Here is a 25,234-nt window from a genome sequence, read left to right on the forward strand (position 1 = left end):
CCCGGTGTACGCGTTCATCTGGCGCAAGCTGCCGTTCGGCCTGGTCGGGAAGTTGACCGGCTCGGTGCTCCTGGTGGCCGCCACGGTGGCCCTGCTGTGGTACGTCGCCTTCCCGTGGGCCGAGCCCCTGCTGCCCTTCGACGACGTGCAGGTCGAATCCGGCGTACCTGCCGAGACGGGTGGCGGCGGCGACCCGGTGACCGGGGAGACCCCGGCCGGTGACGAGCACGAACTGCCGTACGACACCGATCAGAACAACCCCGCGCCCCCCTCTCCGAGCAGGTGACCGATGCGCGTCCTGGTGATCGACAACTACGACTCCTTCGTGTTCAACCTGGTGCAGTACCTTGGCCAGCTCGGCGTGGACTGCGAGGTCCGCCGCAACGACGAGATCGACGTCGCCGAGGTGGGCACGCTCGGCGCGGACGGCATCCTGCTCTCGCCCGGTCCGGGCAGCCCGGACCGCGCCGGCATCTGCCTGGACGTCATCCGGGAGTACGCGGGCCAGCTGCCGATCTTCGGCGTCTGCCTCGGCCACCAGGCCATCGGTGAAGCCTTCGGGGCGACGGTGACGCGCGCACCGGAGCTGCTGCACGGCAAGACCTCCGAGGTACGCCACAACTCGGTCGGCGTACTCGCCGGCCTGCCCGACCCGTTCACCGCCACCCGGTACCACTCGCTCGCCGTGCTGCCCGAGACGCTCCCCGACGAGCTGGAGGTCACCGGCTGGACCGGCTCCGGCGTGGTGATGGCGATGCGGCACCGGACGCTGCCCATCGAAGGCGTCCAGTTCCACCCGGAGTCGGTGCTCACCGAGGGCGGCCACCTGATGCTGGCCAACTGGCTGGCCAGTTGCGGCCATCCCGAGGCGCTGGAGCGCGCTCCCGCGTTGGCCGCCGAGGTGGACGCCCGCCGTCTGGCGGCCTTCGCCACGGCCTGAGAGCCGGACGTTCAGGGCCCGACACCGGACCGTCGGACCCCGCAGGGGCCGTCAGCCGCGTAGCGCGTCCTGGACCGCGGAATTCGCCGGCGAACGCACCGCCGGCGGTCGGCCGCGCACCGCGTCCAACGCCGCCTTGCCACTGGCGAAGTAGTCCCGGACCGACTTCTCGGCCAGCAGTGCGGCGCCACAACCGTCGCAGCGGGCAGTCACCCCGTCGACGTCGACGCCGAGCTGCCGGCACAGCGTCACCGCCCGGGACAGGTGGTAGGACTGGGTGACGATCAGGGCCCGCTCGACGCCGTACACCTCGCGCGCTCTCGCGCAACTGTCGTAGGTGTCCAGGCCGAACGGGTCGGCCACCACCCGACGCCTGTCGACGCCACGCTCGGCGAGGTACGTCGTCATCACCGCCGGCTCGTCGCCGGACGCCCCGCCGCCGTCGCCCGACACCAGGACGACGGTGGCCCGCCCGCTGGTCACCAGTTCGGCGGCGGTGTCCAGGCGGCCGGCGAGACGGTCCCCCGGTCGCTGCCGATCGGCCGCCACCTCGGTGCCGAGCACGATCACCACGTCGGCGGCCGGCGCGTCGGCGGCGGCGTACACGTGCCCGCGTGCGGCGAGCGTCGTCCACAGCCACGGGGAACTGGCGAGCACCAGCACGACGAGACCCGCGACGGCCAGCCGGCGGACGCGGCGAGGCCACCGCCGTACCGCCCCGGCCGGTGACGCTGCCGTCTCGGTCATCCGATGCCCGCGGGTGGCCTGGGCCCTAGTCCTGGGCCCGGCCCGGCGGAGGTGGGATCGGCAGGCCGATGCCGCCCCCGCCGCCGGGAGGAGTGCTCGGCGTGCCCGACGGCGTGCCCGACGGTGTGCCCGTCGGCGTCGGGTCGGTCTCCGGCTCGGGTTGACTCACCTTGATCGTCACCCTCGTGCCGGTGGGCTTCTTCTCCTTGCCGTTCGGGCTCTGGTCGGTGACCTTCCCCGCCTGGTCGGCGGGCACCTCCGGCCCGTTCTGCACGACGACAGTGAAGCCGTCGTTGCGGAGAACGCGGGTGGCCTCCTCCTGGCTCAACCCGACGACGTCCGGCACCTCCCGGACGTTGCCCCTCGAGACCGTGAGCTTCACCTTCGTGCCTTCGGGAACGCTCTCACCTTCGGGCGGGTCGACGCTGAGAACCTCGTCCTGGCTCGCCTCGGCGTTCACCGTCACGACCTCGAACGTGAGCTTCGCCTCGGTGAGCCGGGCCTTGGCGCTCTCCTGCTTGCTGCCCTTGAGCCCGGCAGGAACCCGCACCTCGGGCTTACCGCCACAGATCCGGATGGTGACGGTGCCGTTCTGCTTCACCTGGGTGGTGGGCACCGGGTTCTGCTGAACGACGGTGCCCTCGGTGCAGTCACTTGCCAGCACCGGGTCACCCACCTGTGGTGACAGACCGGCCTTCTGAATCTCGGCGATCGCCACGTCCCGGGCCTTGCCGGTGAGGGTGGGCACCGACTTCAGGTCGTTGCCCTTCTGTTGCTGGTCCCAGAGCAGGGCGGCAACCAGGGCGATCACCGCCAGCACGCCGACCGCGCTGAACATCGCGATCAGGAACGAGGACGCCTTGCGCTGACGGGGGTCGCCCACCCGGGCCGGGATCTGCCCGGTCTGCGGCCCACGGCCGGGCGCCGGGTAGCCGCCGCCCCCACCGCCGGCCGGGGCCATCGCCACCGTCTCCGCCTCGCGCAGCACCGGAGTGGCCAGCACGGGCCGGCCGGCAGCGGCACGGAGCAGGTCGGCCCGCATCTCGCCAGCGCTCTGGTAGCGGTTGAGCGGGTTCTTCGACAGCGCCTTGAGCACGATCGCGTCGACCGCCGGGGTGACGTCCGGGTTGATGTCGCTCGGCGTCGGCGGCGTCTCCCGTACGTGCTGGTAGGCGACGCTGACCGGGCTGTCCCCGACGAACGGCGGGTGCCCGCAGACCAGCTCGAAGAGCACACACCCGGCCGCGTACACGTCGGAACGGGCGTCGACGGCCTCGCCGCGCGCCTGCTCCGGGGAGAGGTACTGTGCCGTACCGATGACCGCGCTGGTCTGGGTCATGGTGGTCGCACCGCTGGCCAACGCCCGGGCGATGCCGAAGTCCATCACCTTGACCTGGCCGGTCTGGGTGAGCATCACGTTGCCGGGCTTGATGTCCCGGTGGATGATCCCGTGCCGGTGGCTGAACTCCAGGGCGGCGCACATGTCGGCGCAGATCTCCAGCGCACGGCGCGGTTGCAGTCGCCCCTCGACGCCGAGGACCTCCTTCAAGGTCCGCCCGTTGACGAACTCCATGACGATGAACGGCAGCGTCTCACCGGTCGGCGCGGTCTCCTCGCCGGTGTCGTAGACCGCCACGATGGCCGGGTGGTTGAGCGAGGCAGCGTTCTGCGCCTCCCGACGGAACCGCATCTGGAACGTCGCGTCCCGGGCGAGGTCGGTGCGGAGCATCTTGATCGCGACGTCCCGACCGAGCCGGAGATCGCGACCACGGTGCACCTCGGCCATGCCGCCATAGCCGAGCAGCTCGCCGACCTGGTACCTGCCACCGAGCAGGCGGGCCTGCGCTGTCATCGCGTCTGTCGTCCTTCGCTCGTCGTCGTCCCGCCGTCGCCCGGCTGGAGTCGTACCTCCCGACGGTACGACGTCCGGGTCGGATCGTCGCGCCCGTCGAGTCGTAGCGCGCCGGTCGTCACGGTGCGCGGCGCAAGCCCGGCGGATGCGCCGTCCTGCGACTGCTTCCGCAGGTTGTAGGAAATCACGCCAGAGCAGAGCAGGACCAGCACGGCCAGCAGGATGGCGAGAAGCACCATTCCAGGCCGGGACCGCTGGGGCTGGGGTGACGGCGTCACCGGGCCGGCCTGCCGGGCGTACGCCGGCGGGTGTTCCTGCCGGGGCGGCCCGGACGGCACCGCTGCCGCACCGCGTGGGTAACCGTTCGGAGCGCCCTGCGCACGGACGGGCTGGACGGCCGGCGCGACGGCGGTGGGGCGGGGCTGTTGGGCGGGCGCGACAGCGGTCGGCCTCGCTCCGGCCACCGGCGGGCGGGCCGTCGGCGGACGCATCTGGTGCGCCTGCGGCACCTGGGCCCGACCCGGCGCGGCCGGCGAGGCGGGCGCCGCGGACACCGGCCCGGAGTTGGCGCCGGCCCGAGCCTGCTGGGAGAGCGCGGCCTTGAGCTGACGGGCGACCCCGGCGAGTGCGGCGGCGCTCGGCCAGCGGGCGGCCGGATCCTTCGCCAACGCCCGTTCGACCAGGGCGCGCACCTGCGGAGGGATGTCGGCCGGCAGTGGCCGGGGGGTCTCCCGGACGTGCCGCATCGCGATGTCGAGGGGGTTGTCGCCCTCGAACGGCCGCCGACCGGCCAGGCACTGGTAGGCGACCACGCCCAGGGCGTAGACGTCGGAGGCCGGAGTGGCCACACCGCCGGTGGCCTGCTCCGGCGAGATGTACGAGGCGGTGCCGAGCACCGAACCGGCGGCCGTGAGCTGGCCCACCAGGTCGGAGCGGGCGATGCCGAAGTCGGTCAGCACCAGCGTGCCGTTCGGCCGGACCAGCAGGTTGCCCGGCTTCACGTCGCGGTGCACGATGCCCTTCTCGTGGGCGGCGTGCAACGCGTCGGCGGCCTGCGCGACGAGGGCCATCGTCCGCGCCGGGGTGAGTCGGCCGACCCGGCTCAACGTGGACGACAGGGCGTCACCCTCGACGTACTCCATGACCAGGAAGGCGATCTGCTGGTCGTTGCCGAAGTCGTAGACGTCCACCACGCCGGGATGGTTGATGGTGGCCATGGTGCGGGCTTCGCCGCGGAACCGCTCGCCGAAGTCCGGGTCGTCGAGCAGGGCGGGGAGCAGGCTCTTCACCGCGACCGTCCGGCCGAGCACCTGGTCGGTGCCGCGCCAGACGTCGCCCATGCCGCCGCTGGCGATCCGCTCGTCGAGACGGTAGCGGTTGCCGAGCTGCACGCCGGGGCTGAGCATGTCAGCGACCCCCTGGGTCGGCGATGGCGGCCTTCATGACCTGGCCGGCGATCCGAGCCGCCTCGGCGCTGCCACCCGGGCCGGCCTGCTCCAGCATCACGCAGACCGCGGAGACCGGGTTGCCGTTCTTGTCCAGGGCGAAGCCGATGAACCAGCCGTGGTCGGGCCGGTCCGGGGCGGACTGGGCGGTGCCGGTCTTACCGCCGACCGTGTAGCCGTTGATCGCGGCGTTCTTGCCGGTGCCGTTCCGGACCACGCTGACCATCATCTCGCGCAGGTCGGCGGCGACCTGCGGCTCGACGGGCTGGCGCAGCTCACGCGCCTTCGCGCTGTAGTAACTGGTGGTCCGGTCCGGCGCGAGCAGCTGCCGGACCAGGTACGGCCGCATCTGGCTGCCGTTGTTCGCGATCGCGCCAGCGATCATGGCGCCTTCCAGCGGGGTCATCCGGACGTTGTTCTGGCCGATCGAGGACTGGGCCAGCGCGGCCGGGTCCGTGCTGCCGTCCGGGTTCTGGATGGTCCCGGTCCGACTGGCCGCCGTGGGCAGGCCGCCCTCACCGAGGTGACCGACGGTGAGGTCCTCCTGCTCGAAGCCGAACTGCCGGGCCTTCTCCTTGATGGTGTCGGCTCCGAGCCGCACGCCGAGCTGCGCGAAGCCGGTGTTGCACGACTCGGTGACCGCGTCCAGCAGGGTGACCTTCGGCTCCGGGCAGATCGAGGCGGCGGCGTTTTTGATCGGGGTGCCCGAGGTGGGCGGGGTGTAGCTGGAACCGGCCGGGATCTGGGTGGACTTGGTGATGCCGTTCTCCAGGGCCGCCGCGGCTACCACGATCTTGAACGTGGAGCCCGGCGGCAGCGTCTCGGAGAGCGCGCGGTTCTTCAGCGGTCCGGCCGGGTCCTGCTCCAGCTTCTGGTACGCCACCGTCGCCTCGTTGGTGTCGTGGCTGGCCAGCGGGTTCGGGTCGAAGCTCGGCATCGAGACCAACGCCTGGACGGCACCGGTACGCGGGTCGATGGCGATCGCCGCGCCCCGCTTCGCACCCACCTCGTTGTTGCGCAGCTGGTCGTACGCCACGTCCTGGGCCCGCTTGGAGAGCGAGAGCAGCACGTTGCCGCCGCCGGTGTCGTCGCCGGTGAACATGTCCTTCAACCGGTCGCCGATCAGCTGGTCGCTGGTGCCGGCCAGGAAGTCGTTCTCCGTCCGCTCGATGCCCTGGTCGGCCAGGTTGACCGGCTTGTAACCGAGCACGTGGGCGTACTTGGCGCCGCTGGGATAGGTACGCCGGAACTTCAGGTTGCCGGTGGTTTCCTTGCTGGTGGCCAGGGCCGTGCCGCCGGCCTCGATGTTGCCGCGCTTGCGGTCGTACTCGGCGACCTGGACCCGACCGTTGTAGTCGCTGGTCCGGTACTCATCCGCCTTGTAGGCCTGGATCCAGTTGAGGTTGGCGAAGAGCAGACCGAACAGGACCATGACGACGACGCCAACGCGGCGCAGGGGTGCGTTCACGGCTTGATCACCTCCGTGGGAGCACCGTGCAGCTGCTCGGGCGGGCCACCGCTGGGACGAGCCGCCTTGCCGCCGCCTCCGCCGGTCACCGGTCGGCGGGCGCCGTCGGAGACCCGCAGCAGCACCGCGATGAGCAGCCAGTTGGCCATCAACGACGACCCGCCGGCGGACAGGAACGGGGTGGTCTGACCAGTCAGCGGGATGAGCTTGCTGATCCCGCCGACGATCACGAAGACCTGGAGGCCGAGGGTGAACGCGAGACCGCCGGCCAGCAGCTTGCCGAACGAGTCCCGTACCGCCAGCGCGGCGCGCAGCCCGCGCTCCACGATGAGCAGGTAGACGACCAGCAGCGCGGAGAGACCGAAGAGGCCGATCTCCTCACCGATGCCGGCGAAGATGAAGTCGTTCTGCACCTCGGGCAGGATCTCCGGCTGACCGCCGCCCGGCCCGGCACCGAAGAGCCCGCCCGTGCCCAGGGCCAGCAGGCCCTGCACGAGCTGGTAGCCCTTGTTGGTCGGGTCGGCGAACGGGTCGAGCCAGATCTCCGCCCGCACGTAGAAGTTGGCGAACGGCCCGCCGACCGTCGAGCCGAGGACGTAGGCGAGGTACGCGCCGCCGAAGAAGAGGACCAGGCCGATCAGCAGCCAGCTGACCCGTTCGGTGGCGATGTAGAGCGTCACCACGAACATGCCGAAGTAGAGCAGCGAGGTGCCCAGGTCCTTCTCGAAGACCAGCACCAGGACGCTGATCAGCCAGACGCCGACCACCGGCCCGAGGTCGCGGCCACGCGGAAAGTCGATGCCGAGGAAGCGCCGACTGGCCAGCGAGAGCACCTCACGCTTGCGCACCAGGTAGTAGGCGAAGAAGACCAGCAGCGCCAGCTTGGCGAACTCACCCGGCTGGATGGAGAAGCTGCCGACCCGGACCCACAGCTTCGCGCCGTTGATCTCGGAGATGCTCGACGGCAGCACCGCCGGGATCATCACCAGCACGATGCCGGCCAACCCCAGGGTGTACGCGTAGCGCGAGATCGACCGGTGGTCACGCATGATCGCCAGCAGGGCGGCGGCGAGGATCACCGCACCGAGCGTCCAGGCCAACTGACGCCCGCCCTGCCCCGCGAAGACGGCCAGGCTCTCGCGTTCGGCCACCGGGGCGTCACCCAGGTCGATCCGACGCAGGAAGCCCACCCCGAGCCCGTTGAGCAGGGCCACCGCCGGCAGCAGCGCCGGGTCGGCGAACGGGGCCAGGAACCGGATGACCAGGTGCAGGCCGAGGAAGACCGCGCCGAGCGCGGCGGCCGGCATCCAGAAGTCCGAGGTGACCGTGTCCAGCAGGTTCGCCTCGACGGTCGCCCCGTACGCGGCCACCAGCACCATCGCCAGCAACAGCAGGTACAGCTCGGCGTTGCGGCGCGACCGCGCCAGGCGTACGCCGGATTGCTCGCCCGCGGTGGCGGGCGAGGGTGCCGGTGTGGCCGCTACGGTCACGGGTGGAGTCCTCAGGATCTCAGCCGACGCTCACTCAGGAGACCGGCAGCCGGCCGGGTCGAGCGCCGGCGTGGCCGAGTCGGAGGGCGTGACGTCGGGTGTGGTGGTCGCGCCGGCCCCACCGAGAGCTGTGGTGGCACCGGCGGTCGGGCTTGCGCTGACAACCCCGTTGGGGGTCGGCGACGCGTTGGCGCTCGGGCTGCCGTTCGGGGTCGGCGTCGCACCGAGCGGGGTCGGCGTCGGCGTGGCGACCCCGACGGCGGTCGGGTCGAGCGGGCAGAGCGGCTTCAGGTTGGGGTTGCTCGGCGTGTCGCTGGTCAGCTCGGCGAGCTGACGCTCGGCGTCCGGCTCACTCTTGGCCCGGATGCCGACCTTGACGGTGTCCTGCGCGGCGACGGTGAGGTCGTCCAGGCGGGTGCCGCTGCGGCGGTGCACGCTGGACAAATCCATCCCGGCGATCTGACCCTGGACACCGCGGAAGACGGCGACCTGGCCCTCTTCGGTGGCTCCCACGTAGTACTGCCGCTGGGTGTACGTCCAACCGCCGAACGACGCACCGCCGACGATCACCAGCAGAGCCAGCGCCATGGCGGCGGTCCGGACCGGGCGTCGCTTCGGCCGGTCGGCGTCATCGTCGGAGGCTGCCGGCTCCTCGGGCGCGGCCGGACGCGGCGCGGAGAGCGCCGAGGCTCGGGCGGCCGGAGTCGAGTCGTCGGCGGAGGTCGCCATGCCCCGGTCCCGGGCGGCGGCGCCGCCCACGATCGGGGTCGCCTCGACGATGTCCTGGTCGGTGGCGTCGGCGATGATCACCGTGATGTTGTCCGGCCCACCGCCGCGCAGCGCGAGCTGCACCAGCCGCTCGACGCACTGCTGCGGGTCGGTGTACTCCCGCAGGGTCTCGCCGATGGTTTCGGCGCTGACCACACCCGAGAGGCCGTCGCTGCAGATCAGGTACCGGTCGCCGGGCATGACCTGGCGGACCGAGTATTCCGGGTCGATGTCCCGACCGTCGAGGGCGCGGGTGAGCAGCGACCGCTGCGGGTGGCTGCTCGCCTCCTCGGCGCTGATGCGGCCCTCGTCGACCAGCATCTGGACGTAGGTGTCGTCCTTGGTGATCTGCGCGAACTCGCCATTGCGCAGCAGGTAGGCCCGCGAGTCGCCAATGTGGACCATCCCCAGCTTGCTGCCGGTGAAGAGGGTCGCCGTCAGCGTGGTGCCCATCCCCTCCAACTGCGGGTTGGCGTCCACTGTGTCGCGGAGTTGTTGGTTGGCGGTGCCCACTGCCGAACGCAACGCGTCGACGAGAGCGTCCCCTGGGACGTCCTCGTCGAGCGGCGCCATGGCACCGATGACGATGTTGCTGGCGACGTCACCGGCGGCCATACCGCCCATGCCGTCGGCAACGGCGAGTAACCGCGGCCCGGCGTAGACGGAGTCTTGATTGCCGTCTCGGATCAGACCGCGGTCGCTGTGGGCCGCATAGCGCAGGGTCAGAGTCATGGCCGTAATTCGAGGGAAGTGCGGCCGATCCGGATCGGCACGCCGAGGGGGACGGGGGTTGGTCCGGAGACCTTAGCGCGATCGAGGTACGTGCCGTTAGTCGAGCCGAGGTCCTCGACGTACCACTGCCCCTCACGCGGCACGAGCCGGGCGTGTCGCGCGGAGGCGTAGTCGTCGGTGATGACCAGGGTGGAGTCCTCAGCCCGACCGATGGTGATCTGCGCTTCCCCGAGAGTGATTTTGGTGCCGGCCAGCTGACCGGCCGTCACCACCAGTTGGTGCGCCGCTCTGCCACGTTTCACCTTCGCTGGCTTGGCCCCCTGCCCCGTCGAGGCGCCCACCGCGCGTGGCGCGGCCACCAGACGACCGGACCGGGCGCCCGCGAAGAGGTCCCTGCGGATCACGCCGACCACCGTGAACACGAAGATCCACAGCAGGATCAGGAACCCGAACCGGGCAACGGTGATGACCAGTTCCGGCAAGGCGGGTCAGCCGTCCACGCGGAAGGTCAGCGTCGTCGTCCCGAGCTGGACCATGTCACCGGGGTTGAGCGCGACGGCGGAGACCCGCTGCCCGTTCACCATGGTGCCGTTGGTCGAACCCAGGTCGGTCAGCACGACCTGACCGCCGTCGAAATCCAGCCGGGCGTGTCGCCGGGAGATGCCGACGTCGGGCAGACGCAGGTTCGCCTGGTCGCCGCGACCGATCACCGTCGACCCCATCTGGAGGGGGTAGGTGCGACCGTCTCCGGAGACCAGCCGCACGTTGCGACCGCCACCGTGCCCGGGCGGAGGGCCGTAGCCACCGCCCTGGTCGTACGCGGGGTAGGCGGGCGGGCCGGCGTCGTAGCCGGGTGCCGACACCGGGGCGACCTCGCCGCCGGTGTAGACCTCGGCCGTGACACGGAACATGCCCGTGTCCAGGCCCTCGCCTCGCTCGATCTCGACGATCACGTCGCCGTAGACCGTCCACGCCTGCTCGCCGATGAACTCCGCCTGCGACTGGGCCAACTCCTGGGCCAGCGCGGCGGCGTACGGCGCCAGCCGACTGTGGTCGAACGGCGAGAGATCGATCACGTAGCGGTTGGGCACCAACGTGCGCCCACCGGCCAGGATCGCCTTGTGCGCCTCGGCCTCCCGCTGCATGGCGTTGAGGATCTCCACGGGGTGGACCACCCCTTTGAAGACCTTGGCGAAGGCCCCTTCTACCAGGCCTTCCAGACGCTTCTCGAAGCGTTGCAGCACGCTCACCGGCTCCTCCTCGGGTCCCGAGGACATGATGGTATCCGGCCGGCGCGCGCGCAGCTCACACGCCGCTCGGCCGGCTGCTCTCGACCCGCTCGGAAGGGTCGGGATTGTCGTGCTAATCTTTCGTCCGCCACGAACGGTAATCGTTCGGGGCGAGCGTCAGGGACAGCGTAGTATTCCCGAGGCCCGTTGGAGACAGCGGGGCCGGGCAGCTAAAGTGTTCCGGGTTGTGCCACGGGGATGTGGCGGAATGGCAGACGCGCACGGTTCAGGTCCGTGTGCCCGAAAGGGCGTGGGGGTTCAACTCCCCCCATCCCCACCAACGACGAGGGCTCCGCATCATGCGGGGCCCTTCCGTCATATCGGGGCGTGCTGGACGTCACGCTATGCTCCGATGGATTCTGCCTCCGATGGACCAGGAGTGGCGTGTGAGTGTCGCGTTGGTGACAGGGTCGGGTGGTCTGATCGGCTCCGAAGCGGTCCGGCATTTCGCCGGCCTCGGTCTGGACGTCGTCGGCATCGACAACGACATGCGCCGGTACTTCTTCGGCGAGGACGGCTCCACCTCGTGGAGCCTGGAACGGCTGGGCCGTGATCTGGGTAACGCCTACACCCACTTCGCGGTGGACATCCGGGACCGGGACGGCCTGGAGCAGGTGTTCAAGAAGTACGGCTCGGACATCGCAGTGGTGATCCACAGCGCTGCCCAGCCGAGCCATGACTGGGCGGCCAAGGAGCCGTACACGGACTTCGACGTGAACGCCGGCGGCACGCTCAACATCCTGGAGAACACCCGCCGGCACGCGATCGACGCGCCGTTCATCCACTGCTCGACCAACAAGGTGTACGGCGACCGGCCCAACAGCCTGCCGCTCGTCGAGTTGGAGACCCGGTACGAGTTGCCCGAGGACCACCGCTGGTACCAGGGCATCACCGAAGAGATGTCGATCGACCACTCACTGCACTCGGTCTTCGGCGCCTCCAAGGTCGCCGCGGACGTGATGGTCCAGGAGTACGGGCGCTACTTCGACATGAAGACCGCCTGCTTCCGGGGCGGTACGCTGACCGGCCCGGCGCACTCCGCCGCCGAGCTGCACGGGTTCCTGGCCTACCTGATGCGCTGCGTCATGGAGGGCCGGACGTACAACCTCTTCGGCTACAAGGGCAAGATGGTCCGGGACGCGATCCACTCGCACGACGTGCTGACCGCGTTCGAGGCGTTCTTCCGGGCCCCCCGATCCGCGGAGGTCTACAACCTCGGTGGCGGCCGGCACTCCAACACCTCGCACATCGAGGCGTTCCGGATCGCGGAGGAGATCACCGGCCGCGAGGCGCGGATCAACTACGTCGAGCAGAACCGCACCGGTGACCACCAGTGGTACGTGAGCAGCATGGCCCGGTTCGAGGCGCAGTATCCGGACTGGAAGATCACCTACGACGTGCCGATGATCCTTCGGGAGATCTACGAGGCCAACGTGGACAAGTGGGTGGCCCAGCCGTGAGCGCCCGGACGAAGCGCAATGTGCTCGGCGTCCTGGTCGACGCCACCGACTACGCCACGGCGACCGACGCGGTGGTGACCGCGGCACACGAACGGCGTCCTCTCGCGCTGACCGCGTTGGCGGTGCACGGTGTGATGACGGGGGTGCTCGACCCGGCGCACAACGCGCGGCTCAACTCCTTCGACGTGGTGACGCCGGACGGGCAGCCGGTGCGGTGGGCGCTCAACCTGCTGCACCACGCGGGGCTCAGCGACCGGGTGTACGGGCCGACCCTGACCCTGCACGTGCTGTCGCGCTTCGCCGACGAAGGGCTGCCGGTCTACCTGTACGGCTCGACCGAGGAGACCCTCGCCCGGTTGATCCCGGCCCTGGAGCGGATGTTCCCGGCGCTGAAGATCGCCGGGGTGGAGCCGTCCAAGTTCCGTGCCGTCCAACCCGGTGAGGACGCCGAGATCGCCGACCGGATCCGGTCCAGTGGTGCCCGGTTGGTGCTGGTCGGGCTCGGCTGCCCGCGCCAGGAGGTCTTCACGTACGCCATGCGGCCGCTGCTCGACATGCCGCTGATGGCGGTCGGCGCGGCCTTCGACTACCACGCCGGGCTGCTGCGCCAGCCCCCGCCGTGGATGCAGCGCGCCGGCCTTGAGTGGTTCTGGCGCCTCGGTCTGGAGCCGAAGCGGCTCTGGCGCCGCTACGTCATCCTCAACCCGGCCTACCTGAGCCGGCTCGCCGCGCAGAAGGTCGGCCTGTGGAAGGCCCGTCCGCCGGCCCCGGCCACCGAGCGGCCGGCCACCTTCTCGGTCTGAGTCCGATCCGTACGATGCGAGGCCCCACCCGGAGTGCCGGGTGGGGCCTCGTGTCGTCAGATTCCGATCAGACGGTCAGGGTCCAGGTGTTGATGTAGCCGGTGTCGGCCGAGTAGGTGTCCCGCACCTGGAGACGCCAGACGCCGTCGGCGGCCTCACCGGACACGTTGACCGTGTACGTGGCGTTCACGTTGTCGGCGCTGTCCGAAGTGCTGCTGTTCTTCAGCCGGTACGAGCTGCCGTCCGGGGCGAGCAGGTCGATGACCAGATCACCGCGGTAGGTGTGCACGATGTTCACCGCCACGGTGGAGGCCGAGGAGGCGTTGCGGCCGCAGCCGGAGATGGTGATCGAGCTGGTCACCGCCGAGCCGGCGTCCGGGATCGAGACGTCGGTGCCGTTGGTGCCGGTGCAGCCGGTGGGCGGCGGCGGGGTGCTGCCGGTACCCACGTAGAGCAGCAGGTTCGGCGAGCCCGAGCCGGGGTTGCTCACCACGTTCGGCGTGGCGTTGGCCACCAGTTGGTTGCGGACCTGAGCCGGGGTCCAGGTCGGGTTGGCGCTGGCCACCAGGGCCGCCGCTCCGACCACGTGCGGGGTGGCCATCGAGGTGCCGCTGATGGTGTTGGTGGCGGTGTTGCTGGTGTACCAGGCCGAGGTGATCGACGAGCCGGGCGCGAAGATGTCCAGGCAGGTGCCGACGTTGGAGAACGACGACCGGGCGTCCGAGCTGGTGGTCGAGCCCACAGTGATGGCCTCGGTGGTGCGCGCCGGCGAGGTGTTGCAGGCGTTCGCGCCGCTGTCGTTGCCGGCCGCCAGGCCGTACGTGACACCCGAGGCGATCGAGTTGCGGACGGCGTTGTCCAGCGAGCTGTTCGCACCGCCGCCGAGGCTCATGTTCGCCACCGCCGGCTTGATCGCGTTCGCGGTGACCCAGTCGACGCCGCCGATCACACCGGCGTTGGTGCCACTGCCGGAGCAGTTCAGCACCCGTACGCCGACGAGCTGCACGGCCTTGGCCACCCCGTACGCGGACCCGCCGACGGTGCCGGCCACATGCGTGCCGTGCCCGTTGCAGTCGTCGGCCGACCCGCCGTCCACCGCGTCGTAGCCGGAGGTGGCCCGACCGCCGAAGTCGCTGTGGGAGAACCGGATGCCGGTGTCGATGATGTAGGCGTGCACGTTGCTCGCCGTGTTCGGGTAGGTGTAGGAGCTGTCCAACGGCAGGTTGCGCTGGTCGATCCGGTCGAGGCCCCAGGAGGGCGGGTTGGTCTGCGTGCCGGAGATCGAGACGGTGTGGTTCTGCTCGACGTACGCCACATCCGGGTCGGTCGCGATCCGCGCCGCCGCGCGTGCGTTCACCTTGGCCTCGAAGCCGCGCAGCGCCGCGCCGTAGGTGCGGGCCACGGTGCCGCCGTGACGGCCGGAGAGCCGCTTCGCCGTGTCGCCGACCCGGTCCCGGGCCACGGCGCTGTCCTTGAGTACGACGATGTAGCTGTCCGGCACGGCGGTGGCTCCGCCGGCGGCCCGAACCACACCCACGGGTTCGGCGGCCAGGGCCGGGGTACCGACGGCCAGCACGGTCGCCGCGGCCACCCCGATCAGTACGGACCTTCGTGGAAGACCCATTTCCTACCTCCCTCTGACCGGTGGTGGAACGTGACCACCGGTCCAACATCAATCGACACTCGCCGATCTAGCTGAGGGTAAGTCAGCCGTCGGGCAGTTGAACATGTCGAAACGGCCATACCTTCGAGTGATGACCCCCCTACGGGCCCGGCGTCCGGGGCGAACGGGGGGCACGCCCGGATTCGCTCCGCCCGGATTCGGGAAAGACTCTCGAACATGGAGAGTCAGCTCACCATCCTGCTCCCGGTCGCCGCCGTCTGGCTGGCCGCCGGCGTCGTTGCCGACGGCCTTCCCCGGCTGCGCAACACCCGCATCCTGCGTCGGCGTACCGGATGGTTGCTGATGCTGGCCCTCACCGGCGTGGCGCTCACCGCCGTCGTGCTCGGCGGCGGGCTGTTCAGCGCCGGCACCGCACCGATCGACCGGGCCGCCGCCGGGCTCACACTGGCCGCCGGCCCGGCGCTCGTGGCGACAGCCTGCTCGGTACGCCGGATCCGCCGGCTGTGGGCGGGCGCGGGCGCGTTCGCCAGTGCCCCCGCCACCCCCGCGCCGCACGGGCTGCGCGCCGCCGCGGCCCACCCACTCGTCGGGCTGCCGCTACAGGTCACCGCCCTGGCCACGGTGCCGGCATTGATCGCCGCCGCCGCCGGCGCCGACCTCGGGGCCGACCCCGGCCTCACCGGGCCGGCGATCACCGTGGGCGCGCTTGCGGTGATCGTCATCGGGGTCCGGCACGCGCTACGCCACAACCGCCTCGCGGAGCGGGCCCAGCCCGCCGTCGCAGGGTCAACGCGGGCGGCTGGCGCTCTGCACGTATAGCAGTTCCAGGATCGACCTGGTCGCCTCGAACCAGCGGTCCAGCCAGTCCTGCGAGGGCACTGTGCCCTTCGGCGGCAACTCCATCAGCAGACCACGCAGCAACGGGTGGTCCGCCAGGGACTCGGCCGGCTCCATCGGCCAGCCCGCCGGCGGGAACGACGGCTCGATCAGCGGGTTCGGGTCCAGTGAGGGCAGCGACAGCGGAGGATCCGTCGTCTCGGACGCGTCCTCCCGCCCGCTCAACTCCTGGTCGGTCGAGACCACCTCGGTCAGAACCGTGTCCCGACGAGCGCCGCGGTACTTGCCACCGAACCGCTCCGGCTTGGCCGGACCGGTGGTGAGGTTGTCTGAACCGATCGTCGTCATCCGTCTCGCCTACTCGCTCGGTTGCGGGTCGGTGCGGCGGGTCGTCGACCAGCGCCGTACCGACCGGTTCAACGAGACGGGGACGCTCTGGCGACGGGAATCCCGACGGAACCTGGTCGACTCCTGCCGCGACGCGGAAGTGAGCCGCCCCTACCCCGGACGCGGCGAAGTCCCCGTCCGGCGAACCGGACGGGGACTCCACTGACCAGTCGGTCAGACCGCGCCGAACACACCACCCCGGGTGCCTGAAACGAAGGCGTGCCAGTCACCCGGTGCGAAGACCAGGGCGGGGCCCGCCTTGTCCTTCGAGTCCCGCACTCCGACCGCGCCCGTCACGTACGCCACCTCCACGCAGTTGTCACAGTTCGGCCCGCTCTTCGAGCTCTTGAACCATGCTGCCTGCGTCAGGTCCACGGGGAACCCTTTGGTCGCCATTTCCACAACGGCTCCTCTGCCAGTTTTGCGATGTGTGCGACGGACTCCTCCGGACGTATGGCCGCAGCGCGGATGTGATCGAAGATGAAGCTGTACTTCTGTAGTTCGTCGCTCTTCTCGAGGAAGAGCCCACCCGTGGCGTTCTCCGCGTACACAACATCCGGATCACCGGGCTCAGGGAAGCTGAGGATCGTGAACGTGCCGTCCATGCCGGCATGCGCACCCACCTCGAAGGGCAGGATCTGCAGCGTCACGTTCGGCAACTCGGCCACCTCGACCAACCGCTTGAGTTGACCGCGCATCACCTCGTCCCCGCCCACCGGCCGACTTACCACCGCCTCATCGAGCACCACCCACAGATCGACCGGATCGTCCTGGGTCAATAACGACTGACGGCCCAAACGGACACGCACTCTTTGATGTACCTGATCGGCGGTGAAGTCCGGCCGTGCGGCACGGATCATGGCACCGGCGTACTCCTCGGTCTCCAGAAGACCCGGAACGACCTGCTGTTCGTACGCCCGGATCGAACTGGCCGCCGCCTCCAGCCCGACGTACGCGCCGACGAGCACGGTGCTGTAGGGGTGCCACCAGCCCTTCTGGCGGGCCTCACGGGCGATCTGCACGAGCTCGTCGCTCTCGGCGCCGACGACGCCGTAGATCCGCAGCATGTCCCGCACGTCGCGTGGGGTGGCCGTGGTGTGCCCGGTCTCGATCCGGGAGACCTTGGACGCCGAGCACTCCAACTGTTCGGCGACCACCTCGATGGTGATTCCGGCGGACTCCCGCTGGCGACGCAGCTCGGCCCCGAGCCGCCGCCGTCTGATGGTGGGACTGCGCCGCTCACTCATCGCGCAACCCGTGAGTCACTGGTCTCCGCCGCTGGCTGCTCGACCCCACTCGGGCTACCTCCGGTAACGCGCCACTGGGTGACACCCGCCGGGGGCGCGACCGTCGACCGGCGAGCGTTCGCGACGAAGGGGAGTGGTGCCGGTCCTCGGCCGGCCGCGACGGGCGAAACCGGTCCCCAGTCTGCCGCCCGGACGCGGATGGCTTCAATAGGCCTTTCGCGCGACACGCTCACGTATCGGCAAAAGTCGACGTGCAACTTGCATGAAGCACGTCCCTGATGCACTCTGTCCGTATGGCTCGGATCACTCAGCGTCTCCGTTCGGTCCCTCGGAGTGGTGACCCCACCGCCTCGGGGAAGCCGGGCACGACGCGGGCCCGGCCGACGACAACGCGACCTGCTCCGGGGTAAGGACCCCGCCGCTGCAAGCCGGCAAGCTGCGGCGGCGGGCGCGGTCCCGGAAGCAACCGGGTGGTGGTCGGGTGACGGCACGTCACCAGCGGGGTACGGCCCGACCACCGCCATCCGCACCACCGGTTCACGAGGCACGACCCCGTCACCGGCCGAGACGTCCATCGTTCAGGCACCGCCGGCGCCACCGCCGGCCGATCCTCCCCAGGAGCCCATGTGCTTCCCCGCACCGGTGACGTACTGCATGTGACACGCGCGGCGAGTGTCCAGTTCCTCCGGCCGATCAAGTTCCGGGTGATCCGGGTCCTCGACTGGCCGACCTATGACGGCTGGCTCTGGCTCGACGGCTACGAGTTGAACGCCGCGGGCGACGCTGTCACCCGACGGTCGATCTTCGTCCAGCGGGAAGGGTTGCAGCAACTGCAGGCCGCCCCAGAACCTCGTCCGCACACCGTGCGGGCCCGCCGTCCGGTCGCGCGTACCCCGCTCCGGGTGGGCTGACCGACCCGAACCGCCGCCGGTGGGCGTGCCGTCGCCATAGAATCGGTACGCCCACCCCGGCACGTTCCACCCGCTCGTCCAGGACCCTGACCCTGGGATGGTCATGGTCAATCAGCCCGCCCTGCGGCGGCACCACCGCTCCCGTATCGCCTATGCCTTCGGACTCCTCGCCCTCCTCGGGGCGATGGCGACACTCCTGGTCCTCGTCCGAGACCCGGCGATGTCGTCCACCCGGCTGACCGCGCCGGTGCCCGCACCGGAGATCACCGTGCTCGACTCCGACCCGCCGACGGTCGACGGTCAGGCGGTCGACGAGAAACCCGGCTGGACCGACGCCGACTCCCCGGCCGATCGGGCTGGCGGCACCGACCGAACCGGGCCGGTGTCCGGCCTCGGTGCCGGCGGCCAGTCCGACGGCCGTCAGGAACTCACCGAGGCCGCTCCGGCTGGGCACAGCGCCACGGACATCCGCCATTCCCTCTTCTGGTCCGGCATCTTCGGCCTCGCCATCTCACTGGCCGGCATCGGCCTCGTCGGCACCCGCCGCCGGATGTGGTGACCAGCGGTCACGGCGTGCTCGTCACCGTGGGGCTCGGCGTGGTCGGGCTCGCCCCGGTCGAGGGCGGCGCCTGGGAGATGATCAACAACACCTCGTCGTCGGTGGAGACCGACGTGCCGGCCTCCGGCTCGGTGCCCACCACGGTGCCCGGTGACAGCTCCGACGGGCGGTACACCACCCGGTAGGTCAGGCCGAGCCGAGCCAACAGCCCTTCGGCGGTGGCCTGCGGCAGGCCGGCCAGCGGTGGCACCGGCAGTTCCTCCGGCGCGTCCGTGGTCGGCGAACTGCTCGGCGACTCACTGGTGGGCGCCGCCGACGTGGGGGCTGCGCTGGTCGGCGGGACGCTGGGGGCAGTGGTCGGCGGGGGCGACGGGGTTGGTCCGCGATCGTTCCGGTCGTCGTCCTGCTGGGCGAGCACCACCCAGAGCGCGCCTCCGAGCAGGCCGGCCAGCAGCAGCGCCAGTACGCCCCAGAGAATCGGGGACCACCACCGCCGACCGCCCTGCTCCTCGACGTACCACTCACCGCCGGCGTCATCCGGTCGGGGCGAGCGCACCTCGGCTCGACCGGCCCAGGCCGGCGGTATCGGCGCCGTCCGGTCGGCCGGCGGGCCCGACCGGGTGCCGGCGGACCGGTCGATCGGCATGGTCTGGTCGGGCGGCGGGCCCGGCTGCGTGCCGGCGGACCGGTCGATCGGCATGGTCTCGTCGGCCGGCGGGCCCGGCTGCGTGCCGGCGGTCCGGTCGATCGGCATGGTCTGGTCGGGCGAAAGATCAGGACGCGCCGGGACGGTCCGGTCGATCGGTGCCGTCTCGTCCGGTCCGGCGGCGGGCCCGGTCGGACCCGGCCGATCAGGGGCCGAGGGCAGGGGTCGGGTCCGGTCGTCGTCGTGCTCGTCGGCGGGAGGCTCCTGGCGGTCGTCGCTCATCGCACGTCCTTCCCCGAACCCGGACGGGCGTCATGGCCCTCGACCGCCAACCTAGTCGCCCACAGCGCCATCGGCGGGGATCAGCGTGCCGAGCCGCGCCGGCTGTCGGCGAGACAGGTCGGGTACCGGCCGAGAGGAGAGGCGCGAACCTCCGTCCCGGAATCAGGGAGTGGGTTTCGGGGTCGGCTGGCCGTCGGAGCCACACCAGATGCTGACCTGGTCGTTCCACCGGGCCGGGCCGTCCTCGGCGGGCTCCTGCCGGCTGACCTTTCCAGTACGTCCGCTGAGGTAGCGCGGGTAGAGGCCCTCGTCGACCAACTCGTCGGCGGCATCGGCGCAACTCTCGCCGACCACGTCCGGCACCTCGGCGGCCGGCGCCGGCCCCGCGACCTGTAGTTGCACAGTCGTCCCCCGGGCGACCTCGGTGCCCACGTCCGGCGTGGTGCTCTCCACCGTGCGGCCGACGCCGCCACCGAAGACCAGCCGCCAGCCGAGCCGCTGCTTGCGCAGCGTTTCCCGGGCCTGCTCGAAGTCGGTGCCGATCACCGGCGGCACGGTCAGGCCGGCCGCCCTGGTCGGGGTCGCGGAGGTCTGGACCGCCGACGGCGTCGGCCGGCCGCTGCTCGGCCGGGGTGCGGTGGGCCGGGTGGTCGTCGCGCCAGCCGTGGTCGCAACGGCCAGCGGTTCACCAGAGGATGGCTCTTCCTCGCCGGCCAGCAACCAGCCGCCGGTCGCACCCACGGCGGCGAGCAGCACCGCCGCCAACCCGCCGCCGAGCACGACGCTGGCCCGGCCCGCACCGCCACCGGCGGCATTCCGCTGGCCCGTGTTCGTGTCCGTCATAACGCCCACCGCCTCATCACCGGCGACCGTACCGCCCGCCGCCCAACCCGCCCGCACCGGCGGTCCACACCGGCGGGTCCTTGCGACTCGCCGGGCCGACGACGGGACGTTACGCTGCCCGGCATGGCCAGACAGGGCTGGGGAGTGTCGATCGCGACGGCAATCGGGGTCGCTGCCGGCGCGGGTGCCGCACAACTGGGCTTCGGCTACGGGCTCGGCGTCATCACCTGGACGCCCACCGATGCCGGCGCGACCGACACAGCCTGGGCGGACGGCCTCGCCTGGGCCACCTGGCTCGCCGCCAGTTCGACGGTCCTCGGCGCGGTCTGCGCGCAGCGGCTGCACCAACGCAACGCCCCGGCGAAGACAGTGATCCCGCCGGAAACCTCGCCGGACGATGCCGCCCCTCACGAGGGCCTGCGGCTCGACGAGCGGCGGCCGGAGCACGCCAGCGGTGTCGACGCCCCTGTACCGGTCGTCGGCACCGCCCGCCCGGAGGGAGCAGGCACTTCACCAGCGGCCGCCGAGCCGCCGGTCAACGACGGCCTGCTGCGCCGGGTGGCAGTGGCGCTCGGCGCCGGGCTGGGCGGGCTGGTCACCGTCCTGTTGATCGCGGTACCCGCGCGGGTCGCGACCGGCGCGGACACCGGCACCCCGCAACGCACGGCCGCCGTGCAGGCGACGCTGGGCATCCTGATCGGCGTCCTCGTCGCGATCTGGGCGCTTCGCTCCCGAGCCGTCGCGGTCAACGTGACAGCGACGGCCGCCTGGCTCTGGCTGCTCGCGGTGATCTCCGTCGTCGACGGGGTACGCGTCGGACGAGGGCTGACCGGTGCGCAACTCGGTACCTGGCAGTTCGACCCGGACCACGCCCGGTACTGGATCGGGGGCCAGCTCTACTGGCCCGGTGCGCTGCTGGCACTGGTGCCCGCGCTGCTGATCGGCGTACTGGCCGCCCGGCGGTCCGCCCGCTCGGGAGGACACCGGGTGGGTGCGGCGGCCTCCGGCGCGGTGGGCCCGGTGCTCGTCGCGCTCGCCTACCTGACCACCCTGCCGCACTGGTCGACGCTGGGCCCTGCGCAGTTGTCCACCCAGCTGATCGCCCCGTACGCGGTGATCGCCGGTATCGGCGGCTCGGTGCTGGCCGCCCGCCTCGCTGAGCGGAGTGACCGCAACCGCCCGGCCGAACAGAGCCGCCCGCCCCGGCGCAGCGCCGTCGCTCGGGACGCGCTGACCGAGCCGGCCCCGGCGACCGGGACCGACCCCGCGCCGCCGCTCTCCGACTCGACGACCGAACCCACGGCGTCAACTGCCGCAGCCTCGGCCTCGACGGCCGGAACCACGGGGCGACGCAGGAGGGCCAGCGTTCCGTCGCAGATGCCCAGGACGGGCTCGCTGCCGGGCGAAGCCACCGCCGCACCGCAGGTGCCCGCGCCGCGCAAGGACCCTGACCACACGGATCCGACCCCTCCCGCCGGATCCACGACGGAGGACCCGGCACCGGGCAGCCGCCGCACCCGCGCAGCCCGCCGCCCCACCACCGACTAACCCCGCCCGGCCGCCCGCACCCGCCCCTCACCCTGTTGATCATGAAGTTATTGCTACTTGCTCGGCGTGTCATGGCAACAACTTCATGATCAACGCGCTTCGTGGGGTGGGTGGGGGTGGGTGGGGTGGGAGTGCGGGGGGGGTTAGGTGGTTGGCCAGGTGTGGACGGGCTCGTTGGTGCGCTGGAGTTCGGCGTAGCGCTGGACCATGTGGTGCAGCGCGGCCGTCCGGTCCATGCCGTGGTGCCGCTCCGCCGCCCAGACCGCCTCGGTCTGCCAGACGGCGCCGTTGCGGCCGGTACGGCAGCGCTGCTCGATGATGTCGAGCAGCCGGTCCCGCTGTGCCGGGGCGACGCCGAACCCGTCCAGGCCGGTGGCGGCGGTGGGCAGTAGTTGGTCCAGCACCAGCTTGGTGACCGGCACGTCGCCGAGCCCGGGCCAGTGCAGCACGGCGTCGAGGCCACGTCGGGCGGCGGCGTGGAAGTTCTCCTCGGCGGAGCTGAAGGTGAGTTGGCTCCAGATCGGGCGGTCGGCCTCGGCCAGGCCGCGCACCAGCCCGAAGTAGAAGGCCGCGTTGGCCAGCATGTCCACCACAGTCGGACCGGCCGGCAGCACCCGGTTCTCCACCCGCAGATGGGGTCGGCCGTTCATGATGTCGTAGACCGGACGGTTCCACCGGTAGACCGTGCCGTTGTGCAACCGCAACTCCCCGAGCTGCGGCACACCGCCGGCGTGCAGGACCTCCACCGGGTCCTCGTCCTCGCAGATCGGCAGCAGCGGCGGGAAGTACCGGACGTTCTCCTCGAACAGGTCGAAGATCGAGGTGATCCACCGTTCGCCGAACCACACCCGCGGCCGTACGCCCTGGGCCTTCAGCTCGTCCGGACGGGTGTCGGTGGCCTGCTGGAACAGGGCGATCCGCGTTTCGGCCCACAGTTGGCGGCCGTACAGGAAGGGGCTGTTCGCCCCGACCGCCACCTGCACCCCCGCGATGGCCTGGGAGGCGTTCCAATAGTCGGCGAAGCTGTCCGGGGCGACCTGGAGGTGGAACTGGAGGCTCGTGCAGGCGGCCTCGGGGGCGATCGAGTCGGTGTGCGTGCGCAACTGCTCGACGCCGCGGATGTCCAGCTCGATGTCCTCGCCCCGGGCGCCGACGATCTGGTCGTTGAGCACCCGGTAACGCTCGTTGGTGGAGAGGTTGTCCTCGACCAGGTGCCCCTCGGTGAGGGTGGGCAGGATGCCGACCAGGACGATCTTCGCGTCGGACCTGGCGGCACGCTCGTCGGCCCGGGTGAGGCTGCCGCGCAGGTCGTGTTCGTAGTCGGCGAAGCCGGTGCCCTCGATGAGTCGGGGCTCGGCGTTGAGTTCCAGGTTGAACTGCCCCAGTTCGGTCTGGAAGAGGGGGTCCGCGATGTCGGCGAGGATCTCCTCGTTGCGCATCGCCGGTTCGGCGGCCGAGTCGACCAGGTTGAGCTCGATCTCGAGGCCGGTCATCGGCCGGTCGGCGTCGAAGCCGAAGTCGTCCAGCATCAGGGCGAAGACGTCCAGGCACCGCCGCACCTTCTGCCGATACCGGACGCGATCATCCCGGGTGAAGGCGCCCTCTGAGACGTCCCTGCCCATGTGTCCTCCCGACGGCCGGCGCGGTCGGGATCATGCCGTCCCGGAAGCGCTTTGTGAAGCATCCACGGTAAGAGCGCCCACCTGACCGGGGCCAGAGGCCGACGGCGATGATCCGACGTCGACGGGGCGGACGCGCTCGTGGCGCCATCTGTACCCCGTCGTCGACGGGCTGGACCCGAAAACGGTGCGAACAACCCGTGACAATTACCACCACCAGTGGGAACGACGCAGGGCCCGCGCCGACGAGCGGCGCGGGCCCTGCGTACCGGATCGCCGGGAGGATTCCCCTGGCCCTCCGGCGATCCCCGGCGATCAGGCCTGACGGACGGCCTCGCCCTCGATCTCGATCTTGATCTTGCGGCTGACCAGCACGCCCCCGGTCTCCAGGGCGACGTTCCAGGTCAGGCCGAACTCCTCGCGGTCGATCTCGGTGCTCGCGGAGAAGCCGAAGATGTCCTGGCCGAACGGGCTGCGGCCGACACCCTCGAACTCCACCTCCAGCTCGACCGGACGGGTGACGTCCTTGATGGTCAGCTCACCGGTGAGCACGAACTCGCTGCCGCGACGGGACTTGACCCCGGTGCTGCGGAACTCGAGCGTCGGGAACTTCTCGGCGTCCAGGAACTCGGGGCTGCGCAGGTGCGCGTCCCGGTCGGCCTGGGTGGTGTCGACGCTGGCGGCCTGAATGGTGGCGACGACCGACGACTGCAGCGGGTCCTCGGCGACGGTGATGGTGGCGGTCGCGTCGTTGAACTCACCGCGAACCTTGCTCACCATCATGTGCCGGGCAACGAAGCCGACCCGCTTGTGCGCCACGTCGAGCGCGTAGGTGCCGGCCGCCGGGATGGTGAGGCCGTCCCAGTCGCGGGTAACCGTCTCGATGCTGCTGGTCATGCTGCTGTCCTCCAGGGGGATTGTTTAATAGCCCAACGACTGCCTGAGCAACTATAACCGCAACAATATTCCCGGTGTCAAGCACTGGTATGATGAACGAGTGACCAACGTCTTCGACGATCCCCGGATCACCGCCGTCGGCCTGCTCTTCGAGGCACACGCCGGGCTGTCCGCCCGGTTCAACGCCCAACTCGAGGAGCACGGCCTCTCCGCGGTCGAGTTCGAGGTCATCACGCGACTGGCCCGCTCGCCGGGCAACCAACTACGCATGACCGACCTTGCCGCACAGACCTCCCTGTCGACAAGCGGCGTGACCCGCGTCGTGGACCGGATGGAGCGCGACGGGTTGCTGACCCGCCGGGCCTGCCCGAACGACCGCCGCAGCTCGTACGCGGTGGTCACCGCCGCCGGGATGCAACGCCTCAACGAGACGCTGCCCGGGCACCTACAGATGATCGAGCAGTGGTTCACCGGGCAACTCGACCCGGATGCGCTGGTGGCGCTCCTGGACGGGTTGCGCCGCGTCCGCGACGCCGCCCATCCGTGCGCCACCGCCGGCAGTGACGACGTCAGCCCGGAGCAGGCCGCCGCCACCGACGACGCCACCCGACGGCGCTGACCACCACCACCCGTCGTCGGACGGCGGCAGCGGCAGAAAGACCGGCAGAACTGATCCAGCCAAGCTGGAGGATTCGGTCCAAGCCGACTTTCCGCCACCCCAGCGGTGGCAGGCTTCCGGCACCGGGGATCACCGGGGGGTGACGGCGCGGGCGAGCAGCGAGGGGTAGCACCAAAGGGGGCTCTTCGCCCGCGCCACTCTCCCGCCGCGATCCGCTCCGG

General features: G+C 70.9%; 25 protein-coding genes and 1 tRNA gene. 10 read left to right on the plus strand and 16 right to left on the minus strand.

Annotated features, from left to right (window positions below):
• Positions 1-4 precede the first annotated feature (4 nt).
• Positions 5-286: a hypothetical protein gene (locus ACZ6NZ_RS04005; RefSeq protein WP_366609928.1), complete on the plus strand. Its 282-nt coding sequence runs from the start codon at positions 5-7 to the stop codon at positions 284-286.
• 3 nt (positions 287-289) lie between these two features.
• A complete protein-coding gene (locus tag ACZ6NZ_RS04010; protein ID WP_465855502.1) occupies positions 290-940 on the plus strand; it encodes an aminodeoxychorismate/anthranilate synthase component II in 651 nt (216 codons plus the stop codon).
• Positions 941-991: 51 nt separating this feature from the next.
• On the opposite strand, the gene ACZ6NZ_RS04015 is transcribed toward ACZ6NZ_RS04010, so the two are convergent.
• Genes ACZ6NZ_RS04015 through ACZ6NZ_RS04050 form a run of 8 tightly spaced genes read right to left on the minus strand, consistent with a single transcriptional unit; the run spans position 992 to position 10,719 of the window.
• Positions 992-1,687: a SanA/YdcF family protein gene (locus tag ACZ6NZ_RS04015; protein ID WP_465855504.1), complete on the minus strand. Its 696-nt coding sequence runs from the start codon at positions 1,685-1,687 to the stop codon at positions 992-994.
• 25 nt (positions 1,688-1,712) lie between these two features.
• Positions 1,713-3,539, minus strand: coding sequence for a Stk1 family PASTA domain-containing Ser/Thr kinase (gene pknB, locus ACZ6NZ_RS04020; protein WP_465855506.1), 1,827 nt, complete (start codon positions 3,537-3,539; stop codon positions 1,713-1,715).
• Complete coding sequence (locus ACZ6NZ_RS04025; protein ID WP_465855508.1) at positions 3,536-4,945, minus strand: serine/threonine-protein kinase; 1,410 nt, start codon at positions 4,943-4,945, stop codon at positions 3,536-3,538. Before ACZ6NZ_RS04025 ends, pknB begins: the two co-directional genes overlap by 4 nt.
• A gap of 1 nt (position 4,946) precedes the next feature.
• Entirely contained in the window at positions 4,947-6,452 is a 1,506-nt protein-coding gene (locus ACZ6NZ_RS04030) for a peptidoglycan D,D-transpeptidase FtsI family protein (protein ID WP_465855510.1), read from the minus strand.
• Entirely contained in the window at positions 6,449-7,942 is a 1,494-nt protein-coding gene (locus ACZ6NZ_RS04035; RefSeq protein WP_465855512.1) for an FtsW/RodA/SpoVE family cell cycle protein, read from the minus strand. The genes ACZ6NZ_RS04030 and ACZ6NZ_RS04035 overlap by 4 nt, the downstream gene beginning before the upstream one ends.
• Positions 7,943-7,972: 30 nt before the next feature.
• Positions 7,973-9,442, minus strand: a complete 1,470-nt coding sequence (locus ACZ6NZ_RS04040; protein ID WP_465855514.1) for a PP2C family protein-serine/threonine phosphatase — start codon at positions 9,440-9,442, stop codon at positions 7,973-7,975.
• Positions 9,439-9,924 (minus strand): FHA domain-containing protein FhaB/FipA, encoded by a 486-nt coding sequence (locus ACZ6NZ_RS04045; RefSeq protein WP_366609941.1) that lies wholly within the window; start codon positions 9,922-9,924, stop codon positions 9,439-9,441. Before ACZ6NZ_RS04045 ends, ACZ6NZ_RS04040 begins: the two co-directional genes overlap by 4 nt.
• A 6-nt stretch (positions 9,925-9,930) precedes the next feature.
• The gene (locus tag ACZ6NZ_RS04050; protein WP_007454122.1) at positions 9,931-10,719 is read right to left on the minus strand and encodes an FhaA domain-containing protein; all 789 of its coding nucleotides are present in this window, start codon (positions 10,717-10,719) and stop codon (positions 9,931-9,933) included.
• Between the two features lie 206 nt (positions 10,720-10,925).
• Between ACZ6NZ_RS04050 and ACZ6NZ_RS04055 the strand changes: the two genes are divergently transcribed.
• From ACZ6NZ_RS04055 to ACZ6NZ_RS04065, 3 genes are all read left to right on the plus strand, one after another.
• Positions 10,926-11,011, plus strand: a tRNA-Leu gene (locus tag ACZ6NZ_RS04055).
• A gap of 64 nt (positions 11,012-11,075) precedes the next feature.
• The gene (locus ACZ6NZ_RS04060; protein WP_357178852.1) at positions 11,076-12,191 is read left to right on the plus strand and encodes an NAD-dependent epimerase/dehydratase family protein; all 1,116 of its coding nucleotides are present in this window, start codon (positions 11,076-11,078) and stop codon (positions 12,189-12,191) included.
• On the plus strand, positions 12,188-12,994 hold the full coding sequence (locus ACZ6NZ_RS04065; RefSeq protein ID WP_366609944.1) for a WecB/TagA/CpsF family glycosyltransferase: 807 nt from the start codon (positions 12,188-12,190) through the stop codon (positions 12,992-12,994). Before ACZ6NZ_RS04060 ends, ACZ6NZ_RS04065 begins: the two co-directional genes overlap by 4 nt.
• A 67-nt stretch (positions 12,995-13,061) precedes the next feature.
• On the opposite strand, the gene ACZ6NZ_RS04070 is transcribed toward ACZ6NZ_RS04065, so the two are convergent.
• Complete coding sequence (locus ACZ6NZ_RS04070; protein ID WP_465855518.1) at positions 13,062-14,618, minus strand: S8 family peptidase; 1,557 nt, start codon at positions 14,616-14,618, stop codon at positions 13,062-13,064.
• Between the two features lie 216 nt (positions 14,619-14,834).
• Here ACZ6NZ_RS04070 and ACZ6NZ_RS04075 point away from each other — a divergent pair, with 216 nt between their 5' ends.
• Positions 14,835-15,437 (plus strand): hypothetical protein, encoded by a 603-nt coding sequence (locus tag ACZ6NZ_RS04075; RefSeq protein ID WP_465855520.1) that lies wholly within the window; start codon positions 14,835-14,837, stop codon positions 15,435-15,437.
• Here the strand turns inward: ACZ6NZ_RS04075 and ACZ6NZ_RS04080 are convergent.
• The 3 genes from ACZ6NZ_RS04080 to ACZ6NZ_RS04090 form a co-directional block, all read right to left on the minus strand.
• Complete coding sequence (locus tag ACZ6NZ_RS04080) at positions 15,405-15,803, minus strand: hypothetical protein (protein WP_366609950.1); 399 nt, start codon at positions 15,801-15,803, stop codon at positions 15,405-15,407. The genes ACZ6NZ_RS04075 and ACZ6NZ_RS04080 overlap by 33 nt on opposite strands.
• A gap of 213 nt (positions 15,804-16,016) precedes the next feature.
• Entirely contained in the window at positions 16,017-16,238 is a 222-nt protein-coding gene (locus ACZ6NZ_RS04085; protein ID WP_465855522.1) for a DUF397 domain-containing protein, read from the minus strand.
• Entirely contained in the window at positions 16,208-17,089 is an 882-nt protein-coding gene (locus tag ACZ6NZ_RS04090) for a helix-turn-helix domain-containing protein (RefSeq protein ID WP_091396372.1), read from the minus strand. The genes ACZ6NZ_RS04085 and ACZ6NZ_RS04090 overlap by 31 nt, the downstream gene beginning before the upstream one ends.
• A 626-nt stretch (positions 17,090-17,715) precedes the next feature.
• Here ACZ6NZ_RS04090 and ACZ6NZ_RS04095 point away from each other — a divergent pair.
• Complete coding sequence (locus ACZ6NZ_RS04095; protein ID WP_091396374.1) at positions 17,716-18,000, plus strand: hypothetical protein; 285 nt, start codon at positions 17,716-17,718, stop codon at positions 17,998-18,000.
• A 97-nt stretch (positions 18,001-18,097) separates the two neighbouring features.
• Positions 18,098-18,559, plus strand: coding sequence for a hypothetical protein (locus tag ACZ6NZ_RS04100; RefSeq protein ID WP_465855525.1), 462 nt, complete (start codon positions 18,098-18,100; stop codon positions 18,557-18,559).
• A gap of 7 nt (positions 18,560-18,566) precedes the next feature.
• Here ACZ6NZ_RS04100 and ACZ6NZ_RS04105 read toward each other — a convergent pair whose 3' ends face one another.
• Positions 18,567-19,487 (minus strand): PASTA domain-containing protein, encoded by a 921-nt coding sequence (locus tag ACZ6NZ_RS04105; RefSeq protein WP_465855527.1) that lies wholly within the window; start codon positions 19,485-19,487, stop codon positions 18,567-18,569.
• Positions 19,488-19,649: 162 nt separating this feature from the next.
• A complete protein-coding gene (locus ACZ6NZ_RS04110; RefSeq protein WP_465855529.1) occupies positions 19,650-20,330 on the minus strand; it encodes a PASTA domain-containing protein in 681 nt (226 codons plus the stop codon).
• A gap of 123 nt (positions 20,331-20,453) precedes the next feature.
• On the opposite strand from ACZ6NZ_RS04110, the gene ACZ6NZ_RS04115 reads away from it, so the two are divergent.
• Positions 20,454-21,878, plus strand: coding sequence for a hypothetical protein (locus tag ACZ6NZ_RS04115; RefSeq protein WP_465855531.1), 1,425 nt, complete (start codon positions 20,454-20,456; stop codon positions 21,876-21,878).
• Between the two features lie 143 nt (positions 21,879-22,021).
• Here ACZ6NZ_RS04115 and ACZ6NZ_RS04120 read toward each other — a convergent pair whose 3' ends face one another.
• Both ACZ6NZ_RS04120 and ACZ6NZ_RS04125 read right to left on the minus strand, forming a co-directional pair.
• Complete coding sequence (locus ACZ6NZ_RS04120; protein WP_465855533.1) at positions 22,022-23,500, minus strand: glutamate-cysteine ligase family protein; 1,479 nt, start codon at positions 23,498-23,500, stop codon at positions 22,022-22,024.
• Between the two features lie 312 nt (positions 23,501-23,812).
• Complete coding sequence (locus ACZ6NZ_RS04125) at positions 23,813-24,394, minus strand: YceI family protein (RefSeq protein ID WP_124858552.1); 582 nt, start codon at positions 24,392-24,394, stop codon at positions 23,813-23,815.
• Between the two features lie 100 nt (positions 24,395-24,494).
• Between ACZ6NZ_RS04125 and ACZ6NZ_RS04130 the strand changes: the two genes are divergently transcribed.
• On the plus strand, positions 24,495-25,013 hold the full coding sequence (locus tag ACZ6NZ_RS04130; protein WP_366609962.1) for a MarR family winged helix-turn-helix transcriptional regulator: 519 nt from the start codon (positions 24,495-24,497) through the stop codon (positions 25,011-25,013).
• The last annotated feature ends 221 nt before the right edge of the window (positions 25,014-25,234 follow it).

It is taken from the genome of Micromonospora sp. NPDC047756 (genome assembly GCF_055587245.1).